Source organism: Lysobacter sp. CA199, from assembly GCF_052078715.1.
Taxonomy (GTDB): Bacteria; Pseudomonadota; Gammaproteobacteria; order Xanthomonadales; family Xanthomonadaceae; genus Lysobacter.
In genome coordinates this window covers 333,266-353,364 of record NZ_JBQJIL010000002.1, presented here as the reverse complement: position 1 = coordinate 353,364, position 20,099 = coordinate 333,266, and the positions used below count along the sequence as shown (strand labels likewise).

16 protein-coding genes are annotated in these 20,099 nt (G+C 66.9%); 11 read left to right on the top strand and 5 right to left on the bottom strand.

Translation table 11 applies throughout. From position 1 onward, the window contains the following. Positions 1-103: 103 nt before the first annotated feature. The 4 genes from ACTOWJ_RS04250 to ACTOWJ_RS04235 are packed head-to-tail and all read left to right on the top strand — an operon-like array spanning position 104 to position 6,169. Positions 104-997 (top strand): DUF58 domain-containing protein, encoded by an 894-nt coding sequence (locus ACTOWJ_RS04250; protein WP_441333349.1) that lies wholly within the window; start codon positions 104-106, stop codon positions 995-997. After that, entirely contained in the window at positions 994-2,169 is a 1,176-nt protein-coding gene (locus ACTOWJ_RS04245; RefSeq protein WP_441333348.1) for a BatA domain-containing protein, read from the top strand. The genes ACTOWJ_RS04250 and ACTOWJ_RS04245 overlap by 4 nt, the downstream gene beginning before the upstream one ends. After that, the gene (locus tag ACTOWJ_RS04240) at positions 2,166-4,343 is read left to right on the top strand and encodes a hypothetical protein (protein ID WP_441333347.1); all 2,178 of its coding nucleotides are present in this window, start codon (positions 2,166-2,168) and stop codon (positions 4,341-4,343) included. Before ACTOWJ_RS04245 ends, ACTOWJ_RS04240 begins: the two co-directional genes overlap by 4 nt. After that, positions 4,340-6,169 (top strand): carboxypeptidase regulatory-like domain-containing protein, encoded by a 1,830-nt coding sequence (locus ACTOWJ_RS04235; protein WP_441333346.1) that lies wholly within the window; start codon positions 4,340-4,342, stop codon positions 6,167-6,169. The genes ACTOWJ_RS04240 and ACTOWJ_RS04235 overlap by 4 nt, the downstream gene beginning before the upstream one ends. A gap of 416 nt (positions 6,170-6,585) precedes the next feature. Here the strand turns inward: ACTOWJ_RS04235 and ACTOWJ_RS04230 are convergent, their stop codons facing one another. The 4 genes from ACTOWJ_RS04230 to asnS all read right to left on the bottom strand — a co-directional run bounded on the left by ACTOWJ_RS04230 (position 6,586) and on the right by asnS (position 9,737). Continuing rightward, on the bottom strand, positions 6,586-7,371 hold the full coding sequence (locus tag ACTOWJ_RS04230; protein ID WP_441333345.1) for an SDR family NAD(P)-dependent oxidoreductase: 786 nt from the start codon (positions 7,369-7,371) through the stop codon (positions 6,586-6,588). Between the two features lie 88 nt (positions 7,372-7,459). Continuing rightward, entirely contained in the window at positions 7,460-7,771 is a 312-nt protein-coding gene (locus ACTOWJ_RS04225) for a hypothetical protein (protein ID WP_441333344.1), read from the bottom strand. 43 nt (positions 7,772-7,814) lie between these two features. After that, entirely contained in the window at positions 7,815-8,120 is a 306-nt protein-coding gene (locus tag ACTOWJ_RS04220; protein WP_441333343.1) for a hypothetical protein, read from the bottom strand. Between the two features lie 216 nt (positions 8,121-8,336). After that, on the bottom strand, positions 8,337-9,737 hold the full coding sequence (gene asnS / locus ACTOWJ_RS04215) for an asparagine--tRNA ligase (protein ID WP_441333342.1): 1,401 nt from the start codon (positions 9,735-9,737) through the stop codon (positions 8,337-8,339). A 119-nt stretch (positions 9,738-9,856) separates the two neighbouring features. Here asnS and ACTOWJ_RS04210 point away from each other — a divergent pair, with 119 nt between their 5' ends. The 7 genes from ACTOWJ_RS04210 (at position 9,857) to ACTOWJ_RS04180 (ending at position 17,158) form a co-directional block, all read left to right on the top strand. Further along, entirely contained in the window at positions 9,857-11,119 is a 1,263-nt protein-coding gene (locus tag ACTOWJ_RS04210) for a DUF2891 domain-containing protein (protein WP_441333341.1), read from the top strand. Between the two features lie 226 nt (positions 11,120-11,345). Further along, a complete protein-coding gene (locus tag ACTOWJ_RS04205) occupies positions 11,346-11,684 on the top strand; it encodes a HesB/IscA family protein (protein WP_441333340.1) in 339 nt (112 codons plus the stop codon). Positions 11,685-11,822: 138 nt separating this feature from the next. After that, positions 11,823-13,619: a DUF885 domain-containing protein gene (locus ACTOWJ_RS04200; RefSeq protein ID WP_441333339.1), complete on the top strand. Its 1,797-nt coding sequence runs from the start codon at positions 11,823-11,825 to the stop codon at positions 13,617-13,619. Between the two features lie 398 nt (positions 13,620-14,017). After that, a complete protein-coding gene (gene rpsF / locus ACTOWJ_RS04195) occupies positions 14,018-14,446 on the top strand; it encodes a 30S ribosomal protein S6 (RefSeq protein ID WP_441333338.1) in 429 nt (142 codons plus the stop codon). A gap of 11 nt (positions 14,447-14,457) precedes the next feature. Next, positions 14,458-14,688: a 30S ribosomal protein S18 gene (rpsR, locus tag ACTOWJ_RS04190; protein WP_031372470.1), complete on the top strand. Its 231-nt coding sequence runs from the start codon at positions 14,458-14,460 to the stop codon at positions 14,686-14,688. A gap of 263 nt (positions 14,689-14,951) precedes the next feature. After that, positions 14,952-15,404 carry a 50S ribosomal protein L9 gene (rplI, locus tag ACTOWJ_RS04185; RefSeq protein WP_441333337.1) on the top strand — a complete coding sequence of 151 codons (453 nt, stop codon included), beginning with the start codon at positions 14,952-14,954 and terminating at the stop codon, positions 15,402-15,404. A 338-nt stretch (positions 15,405-15,742) separates the two neighbouring features. Beyond that, complete coding sequence (locus ACTOWJ_RS04180) at positions 15,743-17,158, top strand: replicative DNA helicase (protein WP_441333336.1); 1,416 nt, start codon at positions 15,743-15,745, stop codon at positions 17,156-17,158. A 104-nt stretch (positions 17,159-17,262) separates the two neighbouring features. Here ACTOWJ_RS04180 and ACTOWJ_RS04175 read toward each other — a convergent pair whose 3' ends face one another. Beyond that, complete coding sequence (locus ACTOWJ_RS04175; protein WP_441333335.1) at positions 17,263-20,091, bottom strand: protein kinase domain-containing protein; 2,829 nt, start codon at positions 20,089-20,091, stop codon at positions 17,263-17,265. Positions 20,092-20,099 lie beyond the last annotated feature (8 nt).

Sequence of the window (20,099 nt, the reverse complement as noted above, 5' to 3'; positions counted from 1 at the left end):
TCCCGCACCCGCTGCGCGGACGCCATCCCCTTTTTCAAAGGGAACCGCCCACGGCGGCGCTGTCTATTGGACTGCATGAACCGGACCTGCGCGGGAGCCGAGCGTGCGGGATTTGATTCCACCCGACGTGCGCGCGCGACTGCGCAATCTGCGTCTGGTCTCCAAGCGCGCCGTCGGCGCGCACGGCATCGGCGTGCACAGCAGCCGCAGCCGCGGCGCCGGGCTGGAATTCGCCCAGTACCGGGCCTACGAACCCGGCGACGAACTGCGCCAGATCGATTGGAAGCTGTACGCGCGTTCGGACCGGTTCTTCGTCCGCGAAGCCGAGCGTGAAAGTCCGCTGGCGGTGTGGCTGCTGCTCGACGCCAGCGCCTCGATGGCCCAGGAAGACGCTGCGCGTCCGGGCTGGTCGCGCCTGGATGCGGGCAAGGCGCTGGTCGCCTGCGTGGCCGAACTGGCGCTGCGTCAGGGCGACCGCTTCGGCCTGATCGCGTTGCGCGGCGACGGCCTGCGCCTGCTCGCGCCCGCGACCGGCGCGCGCCAACGCGATCGCCTGCTGCTGGAACTGCATTCGCTGTCGGCGCACGGCGCCTGGCCGGCCGCACAGCAATTGCGGCCGCTGTGGGAACGGATCGGCGCGGGCGATCTGGTGTTGATGATCGGCGACGGTTTCGACGAGGCTTCGGTCGAGGTCGCCGAACGTCTGGCCTCGGCCCGGCGCGAGGTGCTCAGCCTGCGCATCCTGACCGTCGAAGAACGCGATTTCCCGTTCCGCGGCGGCTACCGTTTCCGCGATCCGGAAACCTTCGAGGAACTGCTCGGCGACGGCGTCGCGCTGCGCGAGGGATTCCTCGAACGCTTCAAGGCCGCGCGCGCGGCCCTGGACGCGCGGCTGGACGCCAGCGGCATCCGCCACGTTGAGTACGTCCTCGACGAAGAACTCGACCTGCCGCTGCGCCGCTTGTTCGGCGCACGCGACGCGGCGGAGCCGTCGTGACCCCGGTGCTGCTGTTGCCGATCGCGCTGGCCGCGCTGGCGGCGCTGATCGTGCCGCTGCTGATCCATCTGGCCCGGCGCAGCGAACAGCGGCCGACCGACTTCGCCGCGCTGCGTTGGCTGCGGCAACGGCCCAAGCCGCGTCATCGCATTCGTTTCGACGAGTGGCCGCTGCTGTTGCTGCGCCTGATCTTGCTGACCTTGCTGGCGCTGCTGCTGGCCCAGCCGGCCTTGTTCGGCGCGCACAGCGCCAAGCCCTGGGCGGTGGTGTGGCCGGGCGCCGATGCGGCGCGGGCGCGCGCGGAACTCGCTGCCGGGCCGGTCGAACTGCGCTGGCTGGCGCCGGGCTTTCCGGCGTTGAGCGAGCCGCCGCCCGCGGCCTCGACCGCGGCCGCCAGTGTGCTGCGCGAGTTGGATGCGAACCTGCCGGCCGGCGTCGCGCTCACGGTGTACCTGCCGTCGAATCTGCACGGCGTCGACGGCGAACGCTTGCGGTTGTCGCGTCCGCTGCAATGGCGGATCAGCGACGTCGCCGCCACGGATGCGGTCGCGTCCGCGCCGCGGCCGGCGCGGGTGTCGCCGCAGATTCGTTACGCGCCCGATCGCGCCGCGGGTCGGGTGTATCTGCAAGCCGCGCTCGCGGCTTGGAGCGGCTCGACCGATGCCGCCGATCCCAATCCGGCGGCGCCGCTGGAACAGGCCTTCGACCGCAAGGCGCGTGCGTTGATCTGGCTGGCGCCCGACGCCGTGCCCGAAAGCGTAAGCGATTGGGTGGAGCAGGGCGGCCGCGTCCTGCTCGACGCCGACAGCCGGTGGCCCGGCCCTGCATTGGTGTTCGACACGCCGCTATGGCGCGACGCCAGCGGCCAGGTCCGGGTGGAAGGCGCGGTGTTCGGCCGCGGCCAAGTGCTGCGCTTCACCGGACCGCTGTCGCCACGGGCCTGGCCGGAGCTGTCGCAGCCCGGTTTCGCGCAACGCTTCGGCCGCTTGTTCGAGCCGCCCGCGCCGGCGCCGGCGCGCGTGCGGGCGCTCGATTACGCGCCGGCCACCGGCGGCCCCGCGTTCTCGCTGCCGCCGTTGGATCTGGCGCCGTGGTTGGCGCTGCTGATCGCGTCGTTGTTCTTGCTCGAGCGTTGGCTCGCCACGCGTTCGCGTCGCGGCGGTGCGCCGTGAGTGCGTCATCGCGGCTGCGGACCTGGCTGCGCGCCGCGCGTTGGCGGCGCGGCGCCGATGCGGCGGCGACTTGGTCGCCGTGGCTGATTCCGATCGCCTGGGGCACGGCGCGCGCTGGCGGAGCGGTGTGGGCTTGGGGCGCGGCGTTGTCGTGTGCGGCGTTGCTCGCCGGTTTCGCTTGGCGTCGCGCGGTCGATTTGGATACGCAATGGTTGATCCGCCGGCTCAACGCGTTGCGGCCCGACATGGACGACAGCGCCGATCTGTTGTTCGCGCGCGGCGACGGCCTCAATGGCCTACAACGCCTGCAACAGGCGCGGCTGCAAGATCGCATTGTGACCGCGCCCGCCGTCGAGCTGCGTCCTTCGTGGTCGCGGCGGCGGATCGCGGTATCGGCCTTATTCGCGGCGCTGGTGTCGACGGCCATTGCGTTGTGGCCGGTATCGCCGCCGCGCGATGCGCTCGATCGGCTCGCACCCGCGCCGTCGATCGCCGCGGCCCCGGGCCAGCCGCGCTTGATCGGGCAGTCGCTGCGCGTGGACCCGCCGGCCTACACCGCGCTCGCGCCACGCATGGAACCCAGCTTGGAAGGCCGCGTCGCCGAAGCCTCGCGGCTGCGCTGGACTCTGCGTTTCCAGCCGCAACCGACGACGGTGACGCTGGTGTTTCACGACGGTCAGCGCCTGCCGCTGCGGCGCGACGCGGAGGATTGGAGCGCGCAGCGCGTGCTGAACAAGTCCGTGCTGTATCGGATCGAGGCCAGCGCAGCGCCGGCGGCGCTGGCGCGCAAGCTGTATCGGATCGACGTGACCGCCGACCGTCCGCCGCAGTTGCGCGTGCTGGAGCCCGAACGCGGCCTGACCCTGTTGACCGCCGGGCAGAAAACCTGGCCGCTGAATTTCGAAGCCAGCGACGACTACGGCCTGGCCACCGCCGCGCGGCTGCGCATCACCCTGGCTCAGGGCAGCGGCGAGAACATCACTTTCCGCGAACAGTTCCTGAGTCTGCGCGGCAGCGGCCCGGCCAAGCTCAAGCGCTACGCGCACCGGCTGGATCTGGCCGCGTTGGGCTTCGCCGTGGGCGACGATCTGATCGTGCAGTTGCAGGTCGAAGACAACCGCGCGCCCAAGCCGCAGAACGCGCTCAGTCCGAGCCTGATCCTGCGTTGGCCGGCCGATCTGGGCAGCCAGGCGACCGGAATCGAGGGCCTGGTCAAGACCACCTTGCCGGCTTATTTCCGCAGTCAACGCCAGATCATCATCGATGCGCAGGCCTTGATCGCGCAGCGGCGCAAGCTCGATGCCGAGCGCTTTATCAAGCGCTCCGACGAGATCGGCGTGGATCAACGCCTGCTGCGGCTGCGCTACGGCCAGTTCCTCGGCGAGGAAGCCGAGGGCGAGCCGAAGCTGCCGACCAGCGACAGCGAGGATGCGCACGACGAAGACCACGACCATGCCGAGGGCGCCGACGCGCCCAAGCAAACCGCGGCGCACGACGATCACGACCACGCGCCGACCGCGGCGCCGGTGTTCGGTCAGGAAGGTTCAGTGCTTGAGCAGTACGGCCACACCCACGATCACGCCGAGGCGGCGACCTTGCTCGATCCGCAGACCCGCCAACTGCTCAAGTCCGCGCTCGATCAGATGTGGCAATCGGAATTGCATCTGCGCCAAGGCCATCCGCAACAGGCCTTGCCGTTCGCCTACAAAGCCTTGGGTTTCATCAAGCAGGTGCAGCAGGCCAGCCGGATCTATCTGGCGCGGGTCGGGCCGGAACTGCCGCCGATCGACGAAAGCCGACGGCTCAGCGGCAAGCGCGAAGGACTGGCGCGGCGCGGCGACGAACTCGACGCGGCGACCGCGGCCGATCCGACATTGGCCGCGCTGTGGCGCGAGCTGGAACCCGGCGCGGGCGCGACGGCCGCCGGCGCGATCGACTACGCCGCACTGGAGCGCTGGCTGCGCGAACACGAGGCGCGCGTGCCCGATCCGCTGGCATTCGCCGCAGCGTTGTCGGCGTTGCGCGAACAACCCGATTGCGCGGCCTGCCGCGCGCAATTGCGCGCTCTGCTGTGGCCGCTGTTGCAGCGACCCGCGGCGACGGTACGTCCGCGCGACGGCGGCGATGCGGTCGACCGTCGCTATTTCGAAGCCTTGCAGCAGGCGCGGCCATGACGATCGAGACGATCATCGCCGCGGTGCTGGCGCTGAGCGCGATCGTCGCGATCGCGCGGCTGTGCCTGCGCCAGTACCGCGCGCAACCGGGGCAAGGCGCGCGCGCGAGGCGCCTGATCTTGTTGCTCGCCGCCCAGCCGTTGGCGGCGGCGCTGCTGTATTTCGCGCTGTTGCCGCCGCGGCTGCCGGGGCAGGCGGGCGCCATGGTCGTCGCCACCGCCGATGCCGGCGCAGCCACCGCGCAGGCCGCGGGCGATGTCCGTATCGCACTGCCTCAGGCGCCGGCCACCGCGATCGGCGAACGCGTTCCTGATCTGGCCACGGCGCTGCGGCGGCATCCGGACACGCAACGTCTGCGCGTGCTCGGCGCGGGCTTGACTGCGCGCGATCGCGATGCGGCGAACGGCCGACAGATCGAGTTCGTGCCCGCGCCGCTGCCGCGTGGATTGACCAGCCTGTGGTCGCCGCAGCGCGTCGCCGAAGGCGAAGACTTCGCGATCGCCGGGCGGGTCGAAGCGATGCCGGGCGGCAGCGTCGAACTGCTTGATCCCGGTCTGCAGCGGGTGGATCGTGCGATACCGCGCGGCGACGGCGGCTTCCTCGTGCACGCGCTGGCGCGCGGCGCCGGCCTGGCGACGTTCAAGCTGCGCCTGCGCGATGCGCGTCAGCGGGTGATCGAAGAGGTCGACGTTCCGGTCGCGATCGCCGCCGTGCCCGCGCCGAAACTGCTGCTGTTGGCCGGCGCGCCCGGCCCGGAACTCAAGTACCTGCGGCGCTGGGCCCTCGACGCCGGTCTGAAACCGCATACCCAGATCAGCGTCGGCGCGGGCCTGCAGTTGGGCGATGCGCCGATCGCCCTTGATGCCGCGAGCTTGTCCGGATTCGATCTGCTGGTGCTCGACGAACGCGCCTGGGAATCGCTGAGCGCTTCGCAACGCGGCGCCGCGGTCGGCGCCGCGCGCGCCGGCCTGGGCGTGTTGTTGCGCGTGTCCGGCCCGCTGTCGCCGGCGTTGCGCGCGCAATGGCGCCAACTGGGTTTCGAAACCGGCGCCGGCAACGAGTCGAACGCGCTGCGATGGCCTGCGGCGGAGATCGACGAAGCGGCCTCGCGCGCGCGCCTGGGGCCGGGCTCGGCCGATGCGCCGAGGCCGCGCGATCAGGCTCCGGCGCAGGCGCCGGCTCTGACACGGCGGGTGTTGGCGCTCGACGGCGCCGATCTGCAGCCGCTCGGCCGCGATGCCGACGGCAAGGCGTTCGCCGCGTGGCGCGCGATCGGGCAGGGGCGCATGGGCGTAACCGGCTTGAGCGACAGTTTCCGTTTGGTGCTGGCCGGCCGCGACGATCTGCATGCGCGACTGTGGAGCGATGCGTTCTCGGTGCTGGCGCGCGCCCGCGCGGGCGAATCCGCACGTGTGGAAGGCGCATCGCGCCAAGGCGAACGGATGCGTCTGTGCGGCTTGAGCGAGTCGGCGCAGGTGCTGCCTCCGCGCGGCCCGGCGGTAGCGCTGCTGATCGACCCTGCAGCGGGCGATGCGCGATGCGCGGGGTTCTGGCCGACCGCGACGGGCTGGCATGCGCTCAGGCAGGGCGAGCGCACGCTGCCGTTCTATGTGCGTGGCCGCGACGAAGCGCCGGGCTTGCGCGCCAGCGAACTGCGCGAGGCCACCGCGGCATTGCGTCTGGCCGCGCTCGGCGCGCAGGGATCGCGCACGAGCGCGCTCGATGCCGGCGGCGCACGCGGCTCGCGCTGGCCCTGGTTTTTCGCCTGGCTGATAGTGAGCGCGGGTTTGTGGTGGCTGGAACGGTCGCGGCGCGGTCGGCGCTAGCGGTGGAATCCCTCGCGCTGATCGAACAGCGTCGGGCCTGAAGGCCCTCCCACAAAAGAATTCGCGATGACGAAAAAAAGCGCAGATGCGCGCACGGATAATGTCCGCGGCCATCCTTATCCACGTCGGGGTTGACGCCGCTCCCACGCCGATGGTCGCGACAATGGAGCTTCCGCGCTGCGCCGCAGACTAATGAAGCCTCTGCGCTGCGCCGGAGACTTTTGTGCGAGGGCCTTCAGGCCCGACGCTGTTCGATCCGATCGCAACACACCTGCCAGAGCACCCGCTCCGGAGAAAAAAGCGTCGGGCCTTGAGGCCCTCCCACAAAAGCAGTGGTGGTTGCGTTAAAGCCTTGCGGCTCTTTCCCCCGGTTGCATTCGCGCCAAGACTTCAGCCCCGACTGTCGAGGCATCCGGTCAGATCGACTGCATCCGCCCGCCGTCCACCGCCAGGCTCACGCCATTGACGTATGCGGCGGCCGGCGAGCACAAGAACGCGATGCAGGCGGCGATTTCGGATGCCTCGGCGAAGCGGTTCGCCGGCACGGTCTTGCGCATCGCCTCGATCACCGACTCCTCGGACTGGCCGCTGTTGCGCGCGCGATCGCCGATGATCTGTTCGATCCGCGCGGTCTTGGTGTAACCGGGCAGCACGTTGTTGACGGTGATGCCGTCGGCGCCGAGTTCGCGCGACAAGGTCTTGGCCCAGCTGGCGACCGCGCCGCGGATGGCGTTGGACACGCCCAGGCCGGCGATGGGTTCTTTGACCGAAGTCGAGATCACGTTGACCACGCGGCCCCACTGCGCCGAACGCATGCCCGGCAGCACCGCGCGCAGCAGGGTCTGGTTGGCGATCAGATGGCGCTCGAACGACTCCAGGTACGCCGTGTTGGTCGCGGTATGCGCCGGACCGCCCGGTGGACCGCCGGTGTTGTTGATCAGGATGTGCACCGGCTTGCCCGCGGCCAGGGCCTGGGCTTGAGCCGACAGCGCCGCGCTGTCGGCGACATCGGCGGCGATCCAGCCGTGCGCCTGGGCGCCGCTGCGAGGTAGGTCCCGGGCGACCGCCGCCAGCGCGTCTGCGCGACGCGCCAGCACGGTGACGTCGCAGCCGAGCAGGGCCAACTCATGCGCGGCCGCGCGGCCGATGCCTTCGGAGGCGCCGCAGACCAGAGCGTGTTTGCCGGTGAGGTTGAGATCCATGCGAGCTCCAGAAACGATGCGGCGTGGCGGCGTGGCGGCGCGATGTGCGATGCGATACGGCGAACGCGGGTGGCGACCGCCGCGAGATTCAGTGCGGCAGCGGCAGCTTTTGCACCATCAAGGCGGCCAGCGCGGCGTCGTCGCCGGCCTGCGGCGGCGTGAGTTCGCTCAGCGCGAAGCCGCGCGTGCGCGCATCGTCTTCGTCCAGCCCTTCGAGCTCGACGAACTCGGCGTCCATCAACGCCGCCCGCGCGGTGTCTTCGCTGTCGTAGGACAGGGTGTTGCCGTCGCTGTCGAAGACCTCGGCGGTGCCGGCCTCGCGGACGCGCAGGCGCGCCCAGATCACGGTGCGGCCGAGCGTGGCCAGCCACCATTGCGCGTAGTCGTTCGTATCGTTCATTGGAGCACCATCGATCAGGACATCTAAAGTCAGGGCAGCAAGGTCAGGACAGCAAGTTGGAAAGCAGCCACAGCAGGCCGGCGCAGGCCAACGAGGCGATCACGACCAGCAGCGACACCCGCGCGGGCGTGGCCAGGCCGTCCAGATTGCGATCGCCGGCAGTGCGATAGCGCTGGCGCAGCAGCCAGTTCCAGGCCGAAGGATGCACGAAGGCGGCCTCGCCGAGTTGTCCGCGCAAGGCCGGATGGCGGTCGCGCAGATGCACCAGGGCCAGCGGCCAGAAAATCGCGAAGGCGCAGAACGCCGAGATCGCGATGCCTACGAAGGTCAGGGCCAGGAACAGGATCACTTGGGTGTTACCTCATTGACCGGTCGACGCGGCGATTGCAATCGAGTACCGCGTTTTTCACGCATGTCGCGTAGTTTCAGGCCGTCATCCCCGCGCATGTGGGGATCCAGAGACTTCAGAATCATGTCGCGATGGAGCCCTGGACCCCCGCCTGCGCGGGATGACGAGCAAAAGCCGACACGCTTCAGGGGCGTATCGCCGCGAGCGTTCGCGAAATCAAAACTCCGCATTACCCGGAGCACGCGGATACGCGATCGCATCGCGGATATTGCTCAGCCCGCACACGTACACCACCAGCCGCTCGAAACCCAGGCCGAAGCCGGCGTGCGGCACCGATCCGTAACGGCGGAAGTCGCGGTACCAGCCGTAGTGCGCCGGGTCAAGGCCGAACTGCGCCATGCGCGCGTCGAGCACGTCCAGGCGCTCCTCGCGTTGGCTGCCGCCGATGATCTCGCCGATGCCGGGCGCCAGCACGTCCATCGCCGCGACGGTCTTGCCGTCGTCGTTCAGGCGCATGTAGAAGGCCTTGAAGTGCTCGGGGTAGTTGGTCACCACCACCGGGCGGCCGACGTGCTGCTCGGTCAGCCAGCGCTCGTGCTCGGTCTGCAGGTCCAGGCCCCATTCGACCGGGAATTCGAACTTCTGCCCCGACTTCTGCAGCAGCGCGATCGCATCGGTGTAGTCGATGCGCTCGAACGGCGAATTGACGAACGCCTCCAGGCGGGTCAGCGCGCTGGGTTCGACGCGTTCGGCGATGAAGGCCAGATCGTCGGCGCGTTCGGCGAGCACCGCGCGGAACAAGTACTTGAGGAAGTCCTCGGCCAGTTGCGCGTTGGCGGCCAGATCGTTGAACGCGACCTCCGGCTCGATCATCCAGAACTCGGCCAGATGGCGGGTGGTGTTGCTGTTCTCGGCGCGGAAGGTCGGGCCGAAGGTGTAGACCTTGCTCAGCGCCAGCGCGTAGGCTTCGGCGTTGAGCTGTCCGGACACGGTCAGGAAGGTTTCCTTGCCGAAGAAGTCGCGCGAGAAATCCACCGCGCCGTCCTTGCCGCGCGGCAGGTTGACCATGTCCAGCGTGGACACGCGGAACATCTGCCCGGCGCCTTCGGCATCGGAAGTGGTGATGATCGGCGTGCTGATCCAGAAATAGCCGTTCTCGTGGAAGAACCGGTGCACGGCCTGGGCCAGCGAGTTGCGGATGCGGGTGACCGCGCCGAACAGATTGGTGCGCGGGCGCAGGTGGGCGAACTCGCGCAGGTACTCCAGCGTGTGCTGCTTGGGCTGCATCGGATAGGTGAGCGGATCCTCGACCCAGCCGACCACTTCCAGCGCGCTGGCCTGGATTTCGAAGCTCTGGCCCTGACCCTGCGAGGCGACCAGGGTGCCGGTGGCGATCACCGAACAGCCGGCGGTGAGGTGCTTCACCTCCTCGTCGTAGTTCGCCAGGGTATTGGGGACCACCACCTGGATCGGCGCGAAGCAGGAGCCGTCGCTGACATTGACGAAGCTCAGACCGGCCTTGGAATCGCGCCGGGTGCGCACCCAGCCGCGTACCGTGACCTCTCCGCCCGCCGGAATCTTGCCCGCGAGTGCCTGTTCGACGCTTACCACCGTCATGTCGTGCCGCCTTAGCGCTATGAAAAGTGAGGGACGGCGATCATAACGGATGGAAACGGCGCAGCGCGCCGGCGCGGCCGCCTTTAGACTGCGTAATGGATCACGGGCGGGGGCGCGGCATGGGCGGTATCGAGGCGAACAAGGCGGGCGAATCGGGGCAGGGCACAGGCCTGCGCAACGGCGCGTCGCGCAGATGGGGCACTGTGGCGCGACGTCTGGGCCTGCGCATCGCGGCGGCGTCGCTGTGCTGCGCGGCGGCCGGTGCCCAGGCGCAGGAACCCTTACCCAAATCGCCCCTATTACCCGAGCCCGCACCGGTGGTGCTGGACGAAGCCCGCGCCGCCCACTTCGCTGGCCTGGCGCTGAGCTGCGTGAGCCGCGAATACCCGAACAAGATCGCCCATCGCCTGGAGGACGCGCAGGACGTGGCCGCGCCGAGCAAGCTGTATCCGGCGTTCTACGGCTGCTACGACTGGCATTCCTCGGTCCACGGGCATTGGTTGCTGGCGCGGTTGACGCAGCGGTTTCCGCAGGCGCCGTTCGCCGCGCAGGCCCGCGCCGCGCTGGCGCGCAACCTCACCGAAGCCAACATCGCCGGCGAGCTGGCGTATCTGCGCCACAGCGACGACGAGAGTTTCGAGCGGCCCTACGGTCTGGCCTGGCTGCTGCAACTGGGCGCGCAGTTGCGCGGCTGGGACGATCCGCAGGCCCGGCAATGGGCGCAGGCCCTGCAACCGCTGGAGCGCGAAGCTTCCGCGCGCCTGCTGCGCTGGCTACCCAAGCTGACCAAGCCGATCCGGGTCGGCGAACACAGCCAGACCGCGTTCGCCTTCGGTCTGGCCCTGGACTGGACCGCGATCAGCGGCGATCAGGCCTTGCGCGATGCGCTGATCGTTCGCTCGCGTTACTACTACCTGGCCGACCGCGATTGCCCGCTGGCCTACGAGCCGTCCGGGCAGGATTTTCTCTCTCCCTGCCTGGCCGAGGCCGATCTGATGCGGCGGGTGCTGGCGCCGCAGGAATTCTCGCGCTGGCTCAAGACCTTCCTGCCGCAGATTCCGCGCCGCGCCCGCGCCGACTGGCTGGTGCCAGGACTGGTGCTGGATCCGGGCGACGGCAAGCTGGCGCATCTGGACGGCCTCAATCTCAGCCGCGCCTGGATGCTCGAAGGCATCACCGGCGGGCTGCCGCCGCGCGACCGTCGCATCGGCGCCCTGCGCGCGGCGGCGGCGCTGCATCGCGAACTGGGCCTGATCGCGGTCGGCGACACCCATTACGCCGGCGCGCATTGGCTGGGCAGTTTCGCGACCTATCTGCTGGCACCGCCGCAGTCCGAGCCGGCCGCCAGCGCTGCGGCGGTGGGCGCGGGCGGGGCGGATTGAGGCGGGGCGGATTGAGGCAGGGCTGATGGGCGCCGCCTGAACGCGCGGCTTAACGGGGAACGGGGCCGGCTTGACGGCGCTGGCTTGAACCGGGCCGGCACGCCGCCATATCCGGTACAGCCCCGCGATGCCGGCCTGATAAGATGCCGCCATCGCTTGATTCAGCCGCCGCCGCCCTGGCCGATACTCGCAGGGCCCGCCGATCGAGCCCTCTTACGAGTACCCCATGTCCGTGACCCTCGCCCCCGCCGCACTCGCCCGAGTCCAGCATTTCCTGACCGAGACGCCGACCGCTCTGGGCCTGCGCTTCGGCGTCACCCGCACCGGCTGCTCGGGCTGGCAGCACACCGCCGATCTGGCCCGGGAGCAGCGCGAAGGCGATACCGTGTTCGAACAGGACGGCGTGCGCATCTTCGTCGACCCGATCAGCCTGCCGCTGGTCGAAGGCACCCGCATCGACTTCCTCAAGCAGGGCCTGGGCGAGATGTTCGTGTTCCAGAACCCCAACGCCACCGCCGAATGCGGCTGCGGCGAAAGCTTCACCACCTCGGCCGACGCGGCCTGATCGCGTGCTCCCTCTCCCGCGGCGCGGGAGAGGGTCGGGGTGAGGGCCTGCACGGCCACGCCGCTCACCAACTTCCGGCATGCGGAACCCCGAACAGCGGCGGCTAGACTCGACCGCTGGCTCCGAGGGAACTCCGACATGCTCCGTCCCGTTGTATTGGCTGCGGCGATCGCCGCCGGCCTGATGCTCGCGCCCGTTTCTTTCGCGGCGCCCGCGCCGGCCTCCAGCGCCGCATCCACGCGCAATCCCACCGCGCAAGCGCTGCATCGTTTGTTCGACGAACAATGGGAGCGCGGTCTGCGCGAGAGCCCGGAGAGCGCCAGTTTCAACGGCGACAAGCGCTATAACGACCGCTGGTCCGACTTCAGCCTCAGCGCGATCCAAGCCCGCGGCGAAGCCGACCGTCAGGCGCTCGGACAACTCAAGAAGATCGATCGCAATGCGCTGTCGGCCGACGACCAGCTCAACTACGACGTGTTCGCCTGGAACCTGGAAAAAGCCATCGAACGGCGCAAGTTCCGCGAATACCTGACTCCGGTCGGCCAGCAGGGCGGGGTGCAGACCGCCGACGGGCTGACCGAGGCGCTGTCGTTCACCCAGGCCAAGGACTACCGCGACTGGCTCGCGCGCATGCGCGCCTTGCCGGCGCTGATCGAGCAGAACCAGGCGCTGATGCACGAAGGCGTCAAGGCCGGCATCACCCCGCCGCGGGTGCTGATGCAACGCGTGCCGGCGCAGATCGCCAAACAGATCGTCGCCGACCCGACCCAGAGCCCGTTCTACAAGCCGTTCACCCGTTTTCCCGACGGGCTGCCGGCGGGCGAGCAGGCGGCGCTGCAGGCCGAAGCGAAGAAAGTGATCGGCGAAATCGTGGTGCCGGCGTACCGCCGCTTCGGCGAATTCTTCGACAAGGAGTATCTGCCCAATACCCGCACCAGCATCGCCGCCAGCGATCTGCCCGACGGCAAGGCGTATTACGACTTCCTCGCCGCCGACTACACCACCACCGATCTGAGCGCCGAGGCGATCCATCAGATCGGCCTGAAGGAAGTCGCGCGCATCCGCGCGCAGATGGAGAAGATCAAGACCGAGGTCGAATACAAGGGCGGCCTGGCCGAGTTCTTCCATTACCTGCGCACCGATCCGAAGTTCTTCCATAAGACTCCCGCGGCGTTGCTGGAGGCGTATCAGGCCGCGGCCAAGCGGATCGATCCGGAACTGGTGAAGATCTCGCGGATCATCCCGCGCCAGCCCTACGGCGTGCGCCCGATTCCCGACAACGTGGCCCCGGATACCACCACCGCCTACTACCTGCCGGGCGCGCTCGACGGCAGCCGCGCCGGCTTCTACTACGTCAATCTGTACAAACCCGAATCGCGCCCGATCTGGGAGATGGTCCCGCTGTCGCTGCACGAGGCAGTGCCGGGTCATCACTTCCAGTTCGCCCGCGGCCTGGAGCTGCCGGACGCGCCGATGTTCCGCCGCACCGGTTATTTCGTCGCCTACGGCGAGGGCTGGGGCCTGTACGCCGAACGCCTGGGCTACGACATGGGGCTGTACGACAACCCCTACGACCGCATGGGCCAGCTGTCCTACGACATGTGGCGCGCGGTGCGGCTGGTGGTCGACACCGGCATGCACGCCAAGGGCTGGAGCCGCGACAAGGCGATCAAGTACTTCATGGACAACGCGCCCAAGACCGAGCAGGACGTGGTCAACGAGATCGACCGCTACATCGGCACCCCCGGCCAGGCGCTGGCGTACAAGATCGGCCAGCTCAAGATCTCCGAGCTGCGCGAACGCGCGAGCCAGGCGCTGGGCAAGGACTTCGATCTGCGCGACTTCAACGACGAGGTGCTGGGCACCGGTTCGGTGCCGTTGAGCGTGCTGGAAAAGCATATCGACGCCTGGATCGCGGCGAAGAAGGCCGGGTAGTCTCTCCAGATGTTGAGATAGGGCGAGGTCTCGGGGTAGGAGCGGCGCGAGCCGCGATCAACCGCAGAGGCCGGATACCACTACATCGACCGAAGTCCTGAGAGTCGGCGGGCTCCATGCCGTGAGCGCTCAGACTGTCCTGGCTCCGGCTACTAACGCTTCCGAACATCACTTCGGTTGATCGCGGCTTGCGCCGCCCCTGCCCAAAGCGGTTGCGCCGCCAGGGGCTTTCCACCTGCCGTCCGCGGATTTGCACCTAAGCCCTTGTCCTGCCATACTTTCTGGCTCCCGCACGGCCTGAGGCCGCGTCGGGACCTTGCTCCACCGGATCCGCAACGGGTCTCGGGGGGCTGAACTGGGTCGCCCTCGGCGATCCCTCATCCACGAGGAATCACACCATGCGTCATTACGAAGTCGTGTTCCTGGTCCATCCGGATCAGAGCGAGCAGGTGCCGGCCATGATCGAGCGCTACAAGTCGCTGATCGAAACCGGTGAAGGCAAAATCCACCGTCTCGAAGACTGGGGCCGCCGTCAGCTGGCCTACCCGATCTCGAACCTGGTCAAGGCCCACTACGTCCTGCTGAACATCGAAGTCACCCAGACCGTGCTCAACGAGCTGGTCGACGGTTTCCGTTTCAACGATGCCGTGCTGCGTCACCTGGTCATGAAGCGCGACGAAGCCGACACCGAGCAGTCCCTGATCATGAAGTTCAAGGACGAGAAGGGCGACAAGCCCGAGCGCGGCGAGCGCCGTCGTCGTGACGACGACAGCGACAATGCTATCGGCACCGCCGACAGCGCCGAAGATAACGCCGAAGCCGCCTGAGGATTGCCCCCATGTCCAAGTTCTTCCGTCGCCGCAAGTTCTGCAAGTTCACCGCCGAGGGCGTCAAAGAGATCGATTACAAGGATCTCAACACCCTGCGCCAGTACCTGACCGAGACCGGCAAGATCGTGCCGAGCCGCGTCACCGGCACCAAGTCCAAGTACCAGCGCCAGCTGGCCACGGCGGTCAAGCGCGCGCGTTTCCTCGCGCTGATCCCGTACACGGACAACCACAACGCTTGATCAAAGTTGTTCGCTTCCACTGGAAGCGAACACTTCCTCCTCCTCTCCCGTTTACGGGGTGAGCGAACGCTGCTTACGAGCCACTGGCTCGTGCGTTCGGGAACGCCAAAACGCTATGCGTTTTGGCAGGGGAGGCCAAGATGATCCAAGCGAGCGTCATCTTCCATAGAAGCCGCCCGCGATCCCCGATCAAGCTAACGTTTTTTCGGACAGCGTCCTTTGCTGCGGACCTACAGGCCCGCTAACGAATACGGAGCAATCCCATGCAACTGATCCTCCTGCAGAAAGTCACCAACCTCGGCAACCTCGGCGACAAGGTCAACGTGAAGCCGGGCTACGGCCGCAACTTCCTGGTCCCGCAGGGCAAGGCCGTGCCGGCCACCGCCACCAACCTGGCCGAGTTCGAAACCCGCCGCGCCGAGTACGAAGCCAAGGCCAAGTCGCAGCTCGACGGCGCCGAAGGCCGCAAGGTCAAGCTGGAGGGCGCCACGGTGACCATCCACGCCAACGCCGCGACCGAAGGCAAGCTGTACGGTTCGGTGACCCCGCGCGACATCGCCGAGGCGCTGACCAAGGCCGGCTACCCGGTCGAGAAGTCGGAAGTCATCATGGGCGAAGGCCCGATCCGCCGCACCGGCGAATACGACGTGCTGGTCCACCTGCACGCCGACGTCGAAATCACCGTCAAGGTCACGGTCGCCGGCGAAGCCGCCTGATCCGAGCCTGATCGCGGTACTTACGAGAGGCGCCGGAAGGCGCCTTTCGTTTTTTGCGGGGTACCTACGCTGTGGTCTCAGGCTGTGAGATCGCGAGCGAGCATTAGATAGTCAAGTTACACACCTGTTATCCACAGGTTTGCCACAAGTCCGCAACAGAGCTATCTGCAACGGTTGCGGACCCATCGCGTCTACGATGCATGCTCGGCACCATTTCGCCGCCTGACGCCGACACAGCGTCAGATCGGAAGATCGGCCGGCACGCCAATGACCAGTTCCGGGCCCTCGCGGGCTCGATCGGCCGCTTTACGGCCGAACCGACGAGGATCGTCTCCCTGATGAGCGCACGTGCCGGCGGATTCCGTGGCGAAAAACGTTTCGAGACCCGCGCCGAACAGCGCATCGACCAGTTGCGCGTACCGCCGCAGTCGATCGAGGCCGAGCAGGCCGTGCTCGGCGGCCTCATGCTGGCGCCGGACGCCTACGATCGCGTCGCCGACCAGATCGTCGAGGAAGACTTCTACCGCCGCGATCACCAGCTGATCTATCGCGCGATTCGCGAGCTGGCCGAGAAAAGCCGCCCCTTCGATGCGGTGACCCTGGGCGAGTGGTTCGAATCGCAAGGCCTGACCGAACAGGTCGCCGGCGGCGCTTATCTGATCGAGCTGGCCACGACCACGCCGTCGGCCGCCAACATCACCGCCTATGCCGAGATCGTTCGCGACAAGGCGGTGATGCGCAAGCTGATCGAGGTCGGCACCGAAATCGTCAACGACGGTTTCCAGCCCGACGGCCGCGACAGCGGCGAGATCCTGGCCAAGGCCGAGCAGCAGGTGTTCGCGATCGCCGAAGCCGGCGCGCGCGGTCGCACCGACTTCACCCCGGTCACCAAGGCGCTGTCGGAAGCCTTCGACATGTTGCAGACCCGCTACGCCAACGGCGGATCGGTCACCGGCATACCGACGGGCTACACCGAATTCGACGAGATGACCGCCGGCCTGCAGAACACCGACCTGCTGATCCTGGCCGCGCGTCCGGCGATGGGCAAGACCGCCTTCGCCCTCAACATCGCCGAGCACGCCGCCTTCCGCACAAAAAAGGCGGTGGCGGTGTTCTCGATGGAAATGTCGGCCAGCCAGCTGGCGCTGCGACTGATCTCCTCGGTCGGCCGCGTCAACGCCCAGCGCCTGCGCTCGGGCCAGTTGGAGGACGAGGATTGGGCGCGCGTCACCGGCGCGATCCGCCAGTTGCGCGAGGTCAAGATCTTCATCGACGACACCCCGGGCCTGTCGCCGGAAGTGCTGCGCGCCAAGTCGCGCCGGCTCAAGCGCGAACACGACCTGGGACTGATCGTGATCGACTACCTGCAGCTGATGTCGGTGCCGGGCAACAACGAAAACCGCGCGACCGAAATCTCCGAAATCTCGCGCTCGCTCAAGCATCTGGCCAAGGAACTCAACCTGCCGGTGATCGCGCTGTCGCAGCTCAACCGTTCGCTGGAACAGCGCGCCGACAAGCGCCCGGTGATGGCCGACTTGCGCGAATCGGGCGCTATCGAGCAGGACGCGGATGTCATCGTGTTCATCTACCGCGACGATTACTACAACAAAGAAACCTCGCCCGACAAAGGCCTGGCCGAAGTCATCATCGGCAAACAGCGTTCCGGCCCGACCGGCTCGCTCAAGCTCAAGTTCTTCGGCGAATACACCCGTTTCGACAACTTGGCGCACGATTCGGTCGGCAGCTTCGAATAAGCGGCACTATCGATAGCCGCCGCGAGATACGGCGGGATCGCCTTGTTTCGCCGGCATCGACCGGGCCGGCTTCAGATGCGTTCCAGAACGAATCGCGATCGTGATCAGCGCGTCTGTATGCCGAGTGTTCTGGCGTTCTCCTCCGACAGCAGAGAGGCAGGCACGCGCAATGCTCGTGCGTCCGCAATGACGGACGCTGAAAGATCGACTCTTCCGGTCGCTTGATACAAGCGTGCCTGAAGAGCCAGTAATCCTGCGCGTCTGGCGTTCGCGTTTGGACTGGATATCTTCAGGGCGGAAAGAGCCTTGGTCAGCTCATCCATGGCGTCGGTCCTGCGTCCGAGAGCGTTCAGCGCCAAAGCACGAAGGTAACGGTTCTCGGCCTCGCCACGCGGGTGCGATTTTCCGGGGCGAGTGAAGGCCGGAAGCGCGCGATCCAGATCGATCAGAGCCGATTGCGGATCGTTGCGTGCCAGATGGATCTCCGCCCTGCCGTGCAGAACTCCTGCGACATAGGCGCTGTCCTGTCCGTATCGTTGGCTGAAGAAGGCGATTGATTCTTCAATCAGAGACAACGCCTCGCCAAGCTTGCCCGTCTCGACCAGGACTCGGCCAAGGTTGGCGCGCGCCAAAGCAAGCCCATCAGTTTGATTGGTCGCGTCGATGTGGCTGGCATAAATGGCGGCCGATTCGCGTGCGTACCTCTCTGCTTCAGGAAAATTCCGCCGCGAAAACTCCAGTCTGCTCAGCACATCGAGCGTGTCGGCGACCTCGTGGTGCTCCGGGCCAAGGACCGTGCGATTTATCGATAAGGCCTCTTGCAGCAGAGATTGCGCCTCTTCGAACCGTTCCTGCTTGATGAGAAAGATAGAAAAATTACTCATCGCTTCGGCAGTATTGTCGTGTGGACCATCGTAAATACTTCGACGTAATGCAATGCCTTCTCGATACAGGTCCTCGGCTTCGACCAGGTCCCCTTCGAGTTCCTTGGCGACAGCGAGGTTGCTGACCGCCTGCGCGAAGTTGTCGTTTCTGATCGAGCCGAGCATGCGCCATCGCGAGACGATGGGCTCGAGTTGCGCAATCCCTTCGTCATATCGACGCGCAACTACGTTCAGCTGGCCCAACATCGAGGAGGCATTCATCGCCTCAAGTGAATCCGGCTCAAAAACGCGCTTCGCCTTGGCGATCATCTCCCTCGCTATCGCCATGGCTTCATCCGTGCTTCCTGCATCAAGGCGGGTTTCGGCGTAAGCGGTCAAACCCTCGATCGCGATCTTGTTCTCTTGCATCCGCATTTGCGGAAGAACGCTTAAAAACAGTTTGTCGGCTTCTGCATTGCGGTTGGTCCGCATCAGCAGAACGCCTTTCTGCACAAAAGGCTCCAGCCATTCAGGCGCAGATTCCGCGAGACCCAGCTTGCGGCCGTTGGCTATCGCTTCGTCGAGCAGAGCTTCTGCCTCGGTGTAATTGCCGAGGGTGATGCTGACCTTGCCCAGGGTGCCTAACAGATCGGTGCGCAAAGCAAGATCGATGCTCGGATTGGCCTTGACTCGCTTTACCGCCTGTCGCACCAGCAGCTCCGGGGTAGGGCGCTGGTCCCGAGGCAGCATGGCCTTGCCCGAATCAAGCAGCTCCACCAGGAAGTCGCGGACTTCACTGGCGCGCTTGGCTTGCCGCTGCGCCACCTGGGTCTGCCAAAGACTCACACCTAGCGCTGCGCAGATCGCAACCACCACCAAAGCCGAGGCCGCTACCCACACGCGATGGCGCGCCACGAACTTTCGCAAGCGATAGCCCGCGCTGGGAGGATGGGCTTGGATCGGCCGACGCTCGCGCCATCGCTTCAGATCGTCTGCGAGCGCTTCGATACTCGCATATCGCCGTTCCGCCTTGTATTTCAGGGCCTTCGCCACGATCGTGTCGAGATCTCCCTGCAGTCGTCGAGACATCTGGCGTCGCTGCGCCTCGGGTTTCGTCGCATCCCGCTTGACTATGCTCGATGGCGAAAGCGCCTCAACCCAAGCACCTGCTTTACCCACCAGCCGCGGCGATTGGCCGCTCAGCATCCGGTAGAGCAGCGCTCCCAACCCATAGACGTCCATTGCGGTGCTGGGCGGCCCCCCGGCGAACTGTTCCGGCGCCGCGTACTCCGGCGTAAGCGCTCGTAATGCGGTGGCTGTTTGTTCGGGGTCAAGCTCGTCGGTGAGTCGGGCAATGCCGAAGTCCAGCAACCGCACATGTCCCTCGCTGTCCACTAATACGTTCGACGGCTTGATATCGCGGTGGATCACCAGGTTGCGATGAGCGTAGGCGAGCGCCTCGGCTACATGCAAGATGAGATCGACGCGCTGCTCCATCGTGAGTTGCCGATGCTGGCACCAATCGTCGATGCGTTCGCCATCCACCAGCGCCATAGCCAGCCATGGCGTGCCGTCATCGGCCAGGCCGGCATCATAGAGCGGGGCGATATAGGGATGGTGCAGGCGCGCGAGCAACTGCTGCTCGCGCAGGAAGCGTTCGCGCCCACCGCTGGCGAGCGCACCCACGGTCAGTATCTTGACCGCTGCATGCTGATCGAGTGGCGCTTGTGTAGATACCGCCCGATATACCACCGCCATGCCGCCGTGGCCGATCTCCTGTTGCAACCGCCAGCGGCCGAAGCAGCGCTCTTTTAATGCATCGGCGCCATACGCCATTGCGTCGACCGCGATCATGCGCTCCAACGGACCTTCATTGCGGGCGTGAGCGACCAGCAAACGCGTCGCCAGAGCGCGCACCTCAGCCGAAGGGTCGCTGTTCGACAAAGCCTCGTCGCGTCGCTCAATTGGAAGCTCCAGCAGCGTGTCAAGCAGCAGCAAGGCCTGCTCCCAGATCGAATCCCTGATTTGCCTTGGCTGATCCACTTTCGACTTCTCCCGTGGATTGAACACCGCAGGTC

Coding starts and splice junctions, on each gene's coding strand:
- ACTOWJ_RS04235 (WP_441333346.1), top strand. CDS start 4,340: ATGACGATCGAGACGATCATCGCCGCGGTGCTGGCGCTGAGCGCGATC.
- ACTOWJ_RS04230 (WP_441333345.1), bottom strand. CDS start 7,371: ATGGATCTCAACCTCACCGGCAAACACGCTCTGGTCTGCGGCGCCTCC.
- ACTOWJ_RS04225 (WP_441333344.1), bottom strand. CDS start 7,771: ATGAACGATACGAACGACTACGCGCAATGGTGGCTGGCCACGCTCGGC.
- asnS (WP_441333342.1), bottom strand. CDS start 9,737: ATGACGGTGGTAAGCGTCGAACAGGCACTCGCGGGCAAGATTCCGGCG.
- ACTOWJ_RS04210 (WP_441333341.1), top strand. CDS start 9,857: ATGGGCGGTATCGAGGCGAACAAGGCGGGCGAATCGGGGCAGGGCACA.
- ACTOWJ_RS04205 (WP_441333340.1), top strand. CDS start 11,346: ATGTCCGTGACCCTCGCCCCCGCCGCACTCGCCCGAGTCCAGCATTTC.
- ACTOWJ_RS04200 (WP_441333339.1), top strand. CDS start 11,823: ATGCTCCGTCCCGTTGTATTGGCTGCGGCGATCGCCGCCGGCCTGATG.
- rpsF (WP_441333338.1), top strand. CDS start 14,018: ATGCGTCATTACGAAGTCGTGTTCCTGGTCCATCCGGATCAGAGCGAG.
- rpsR (WP_031372470.1), top strand. CDS start 14,458: ATGTCCAAGTTCTTCCGTCGCCGCAAGTTCTGCAAGTTCACCGCCGAG.
- rplI (WP_441333337.1), top strand. CDS start 14,952: ATGCAACTGATCCTCCTGCAGAAAGTCACCAACCTCGGCAACCTCGGC.
- ACTOWJ_RS04180 (WP_441333336.1), top strand. CDS start 15,743: ATGAGCGCACGTGCCGGCGGATTCCGTGGCGAAAAACGTTTCGAGACC.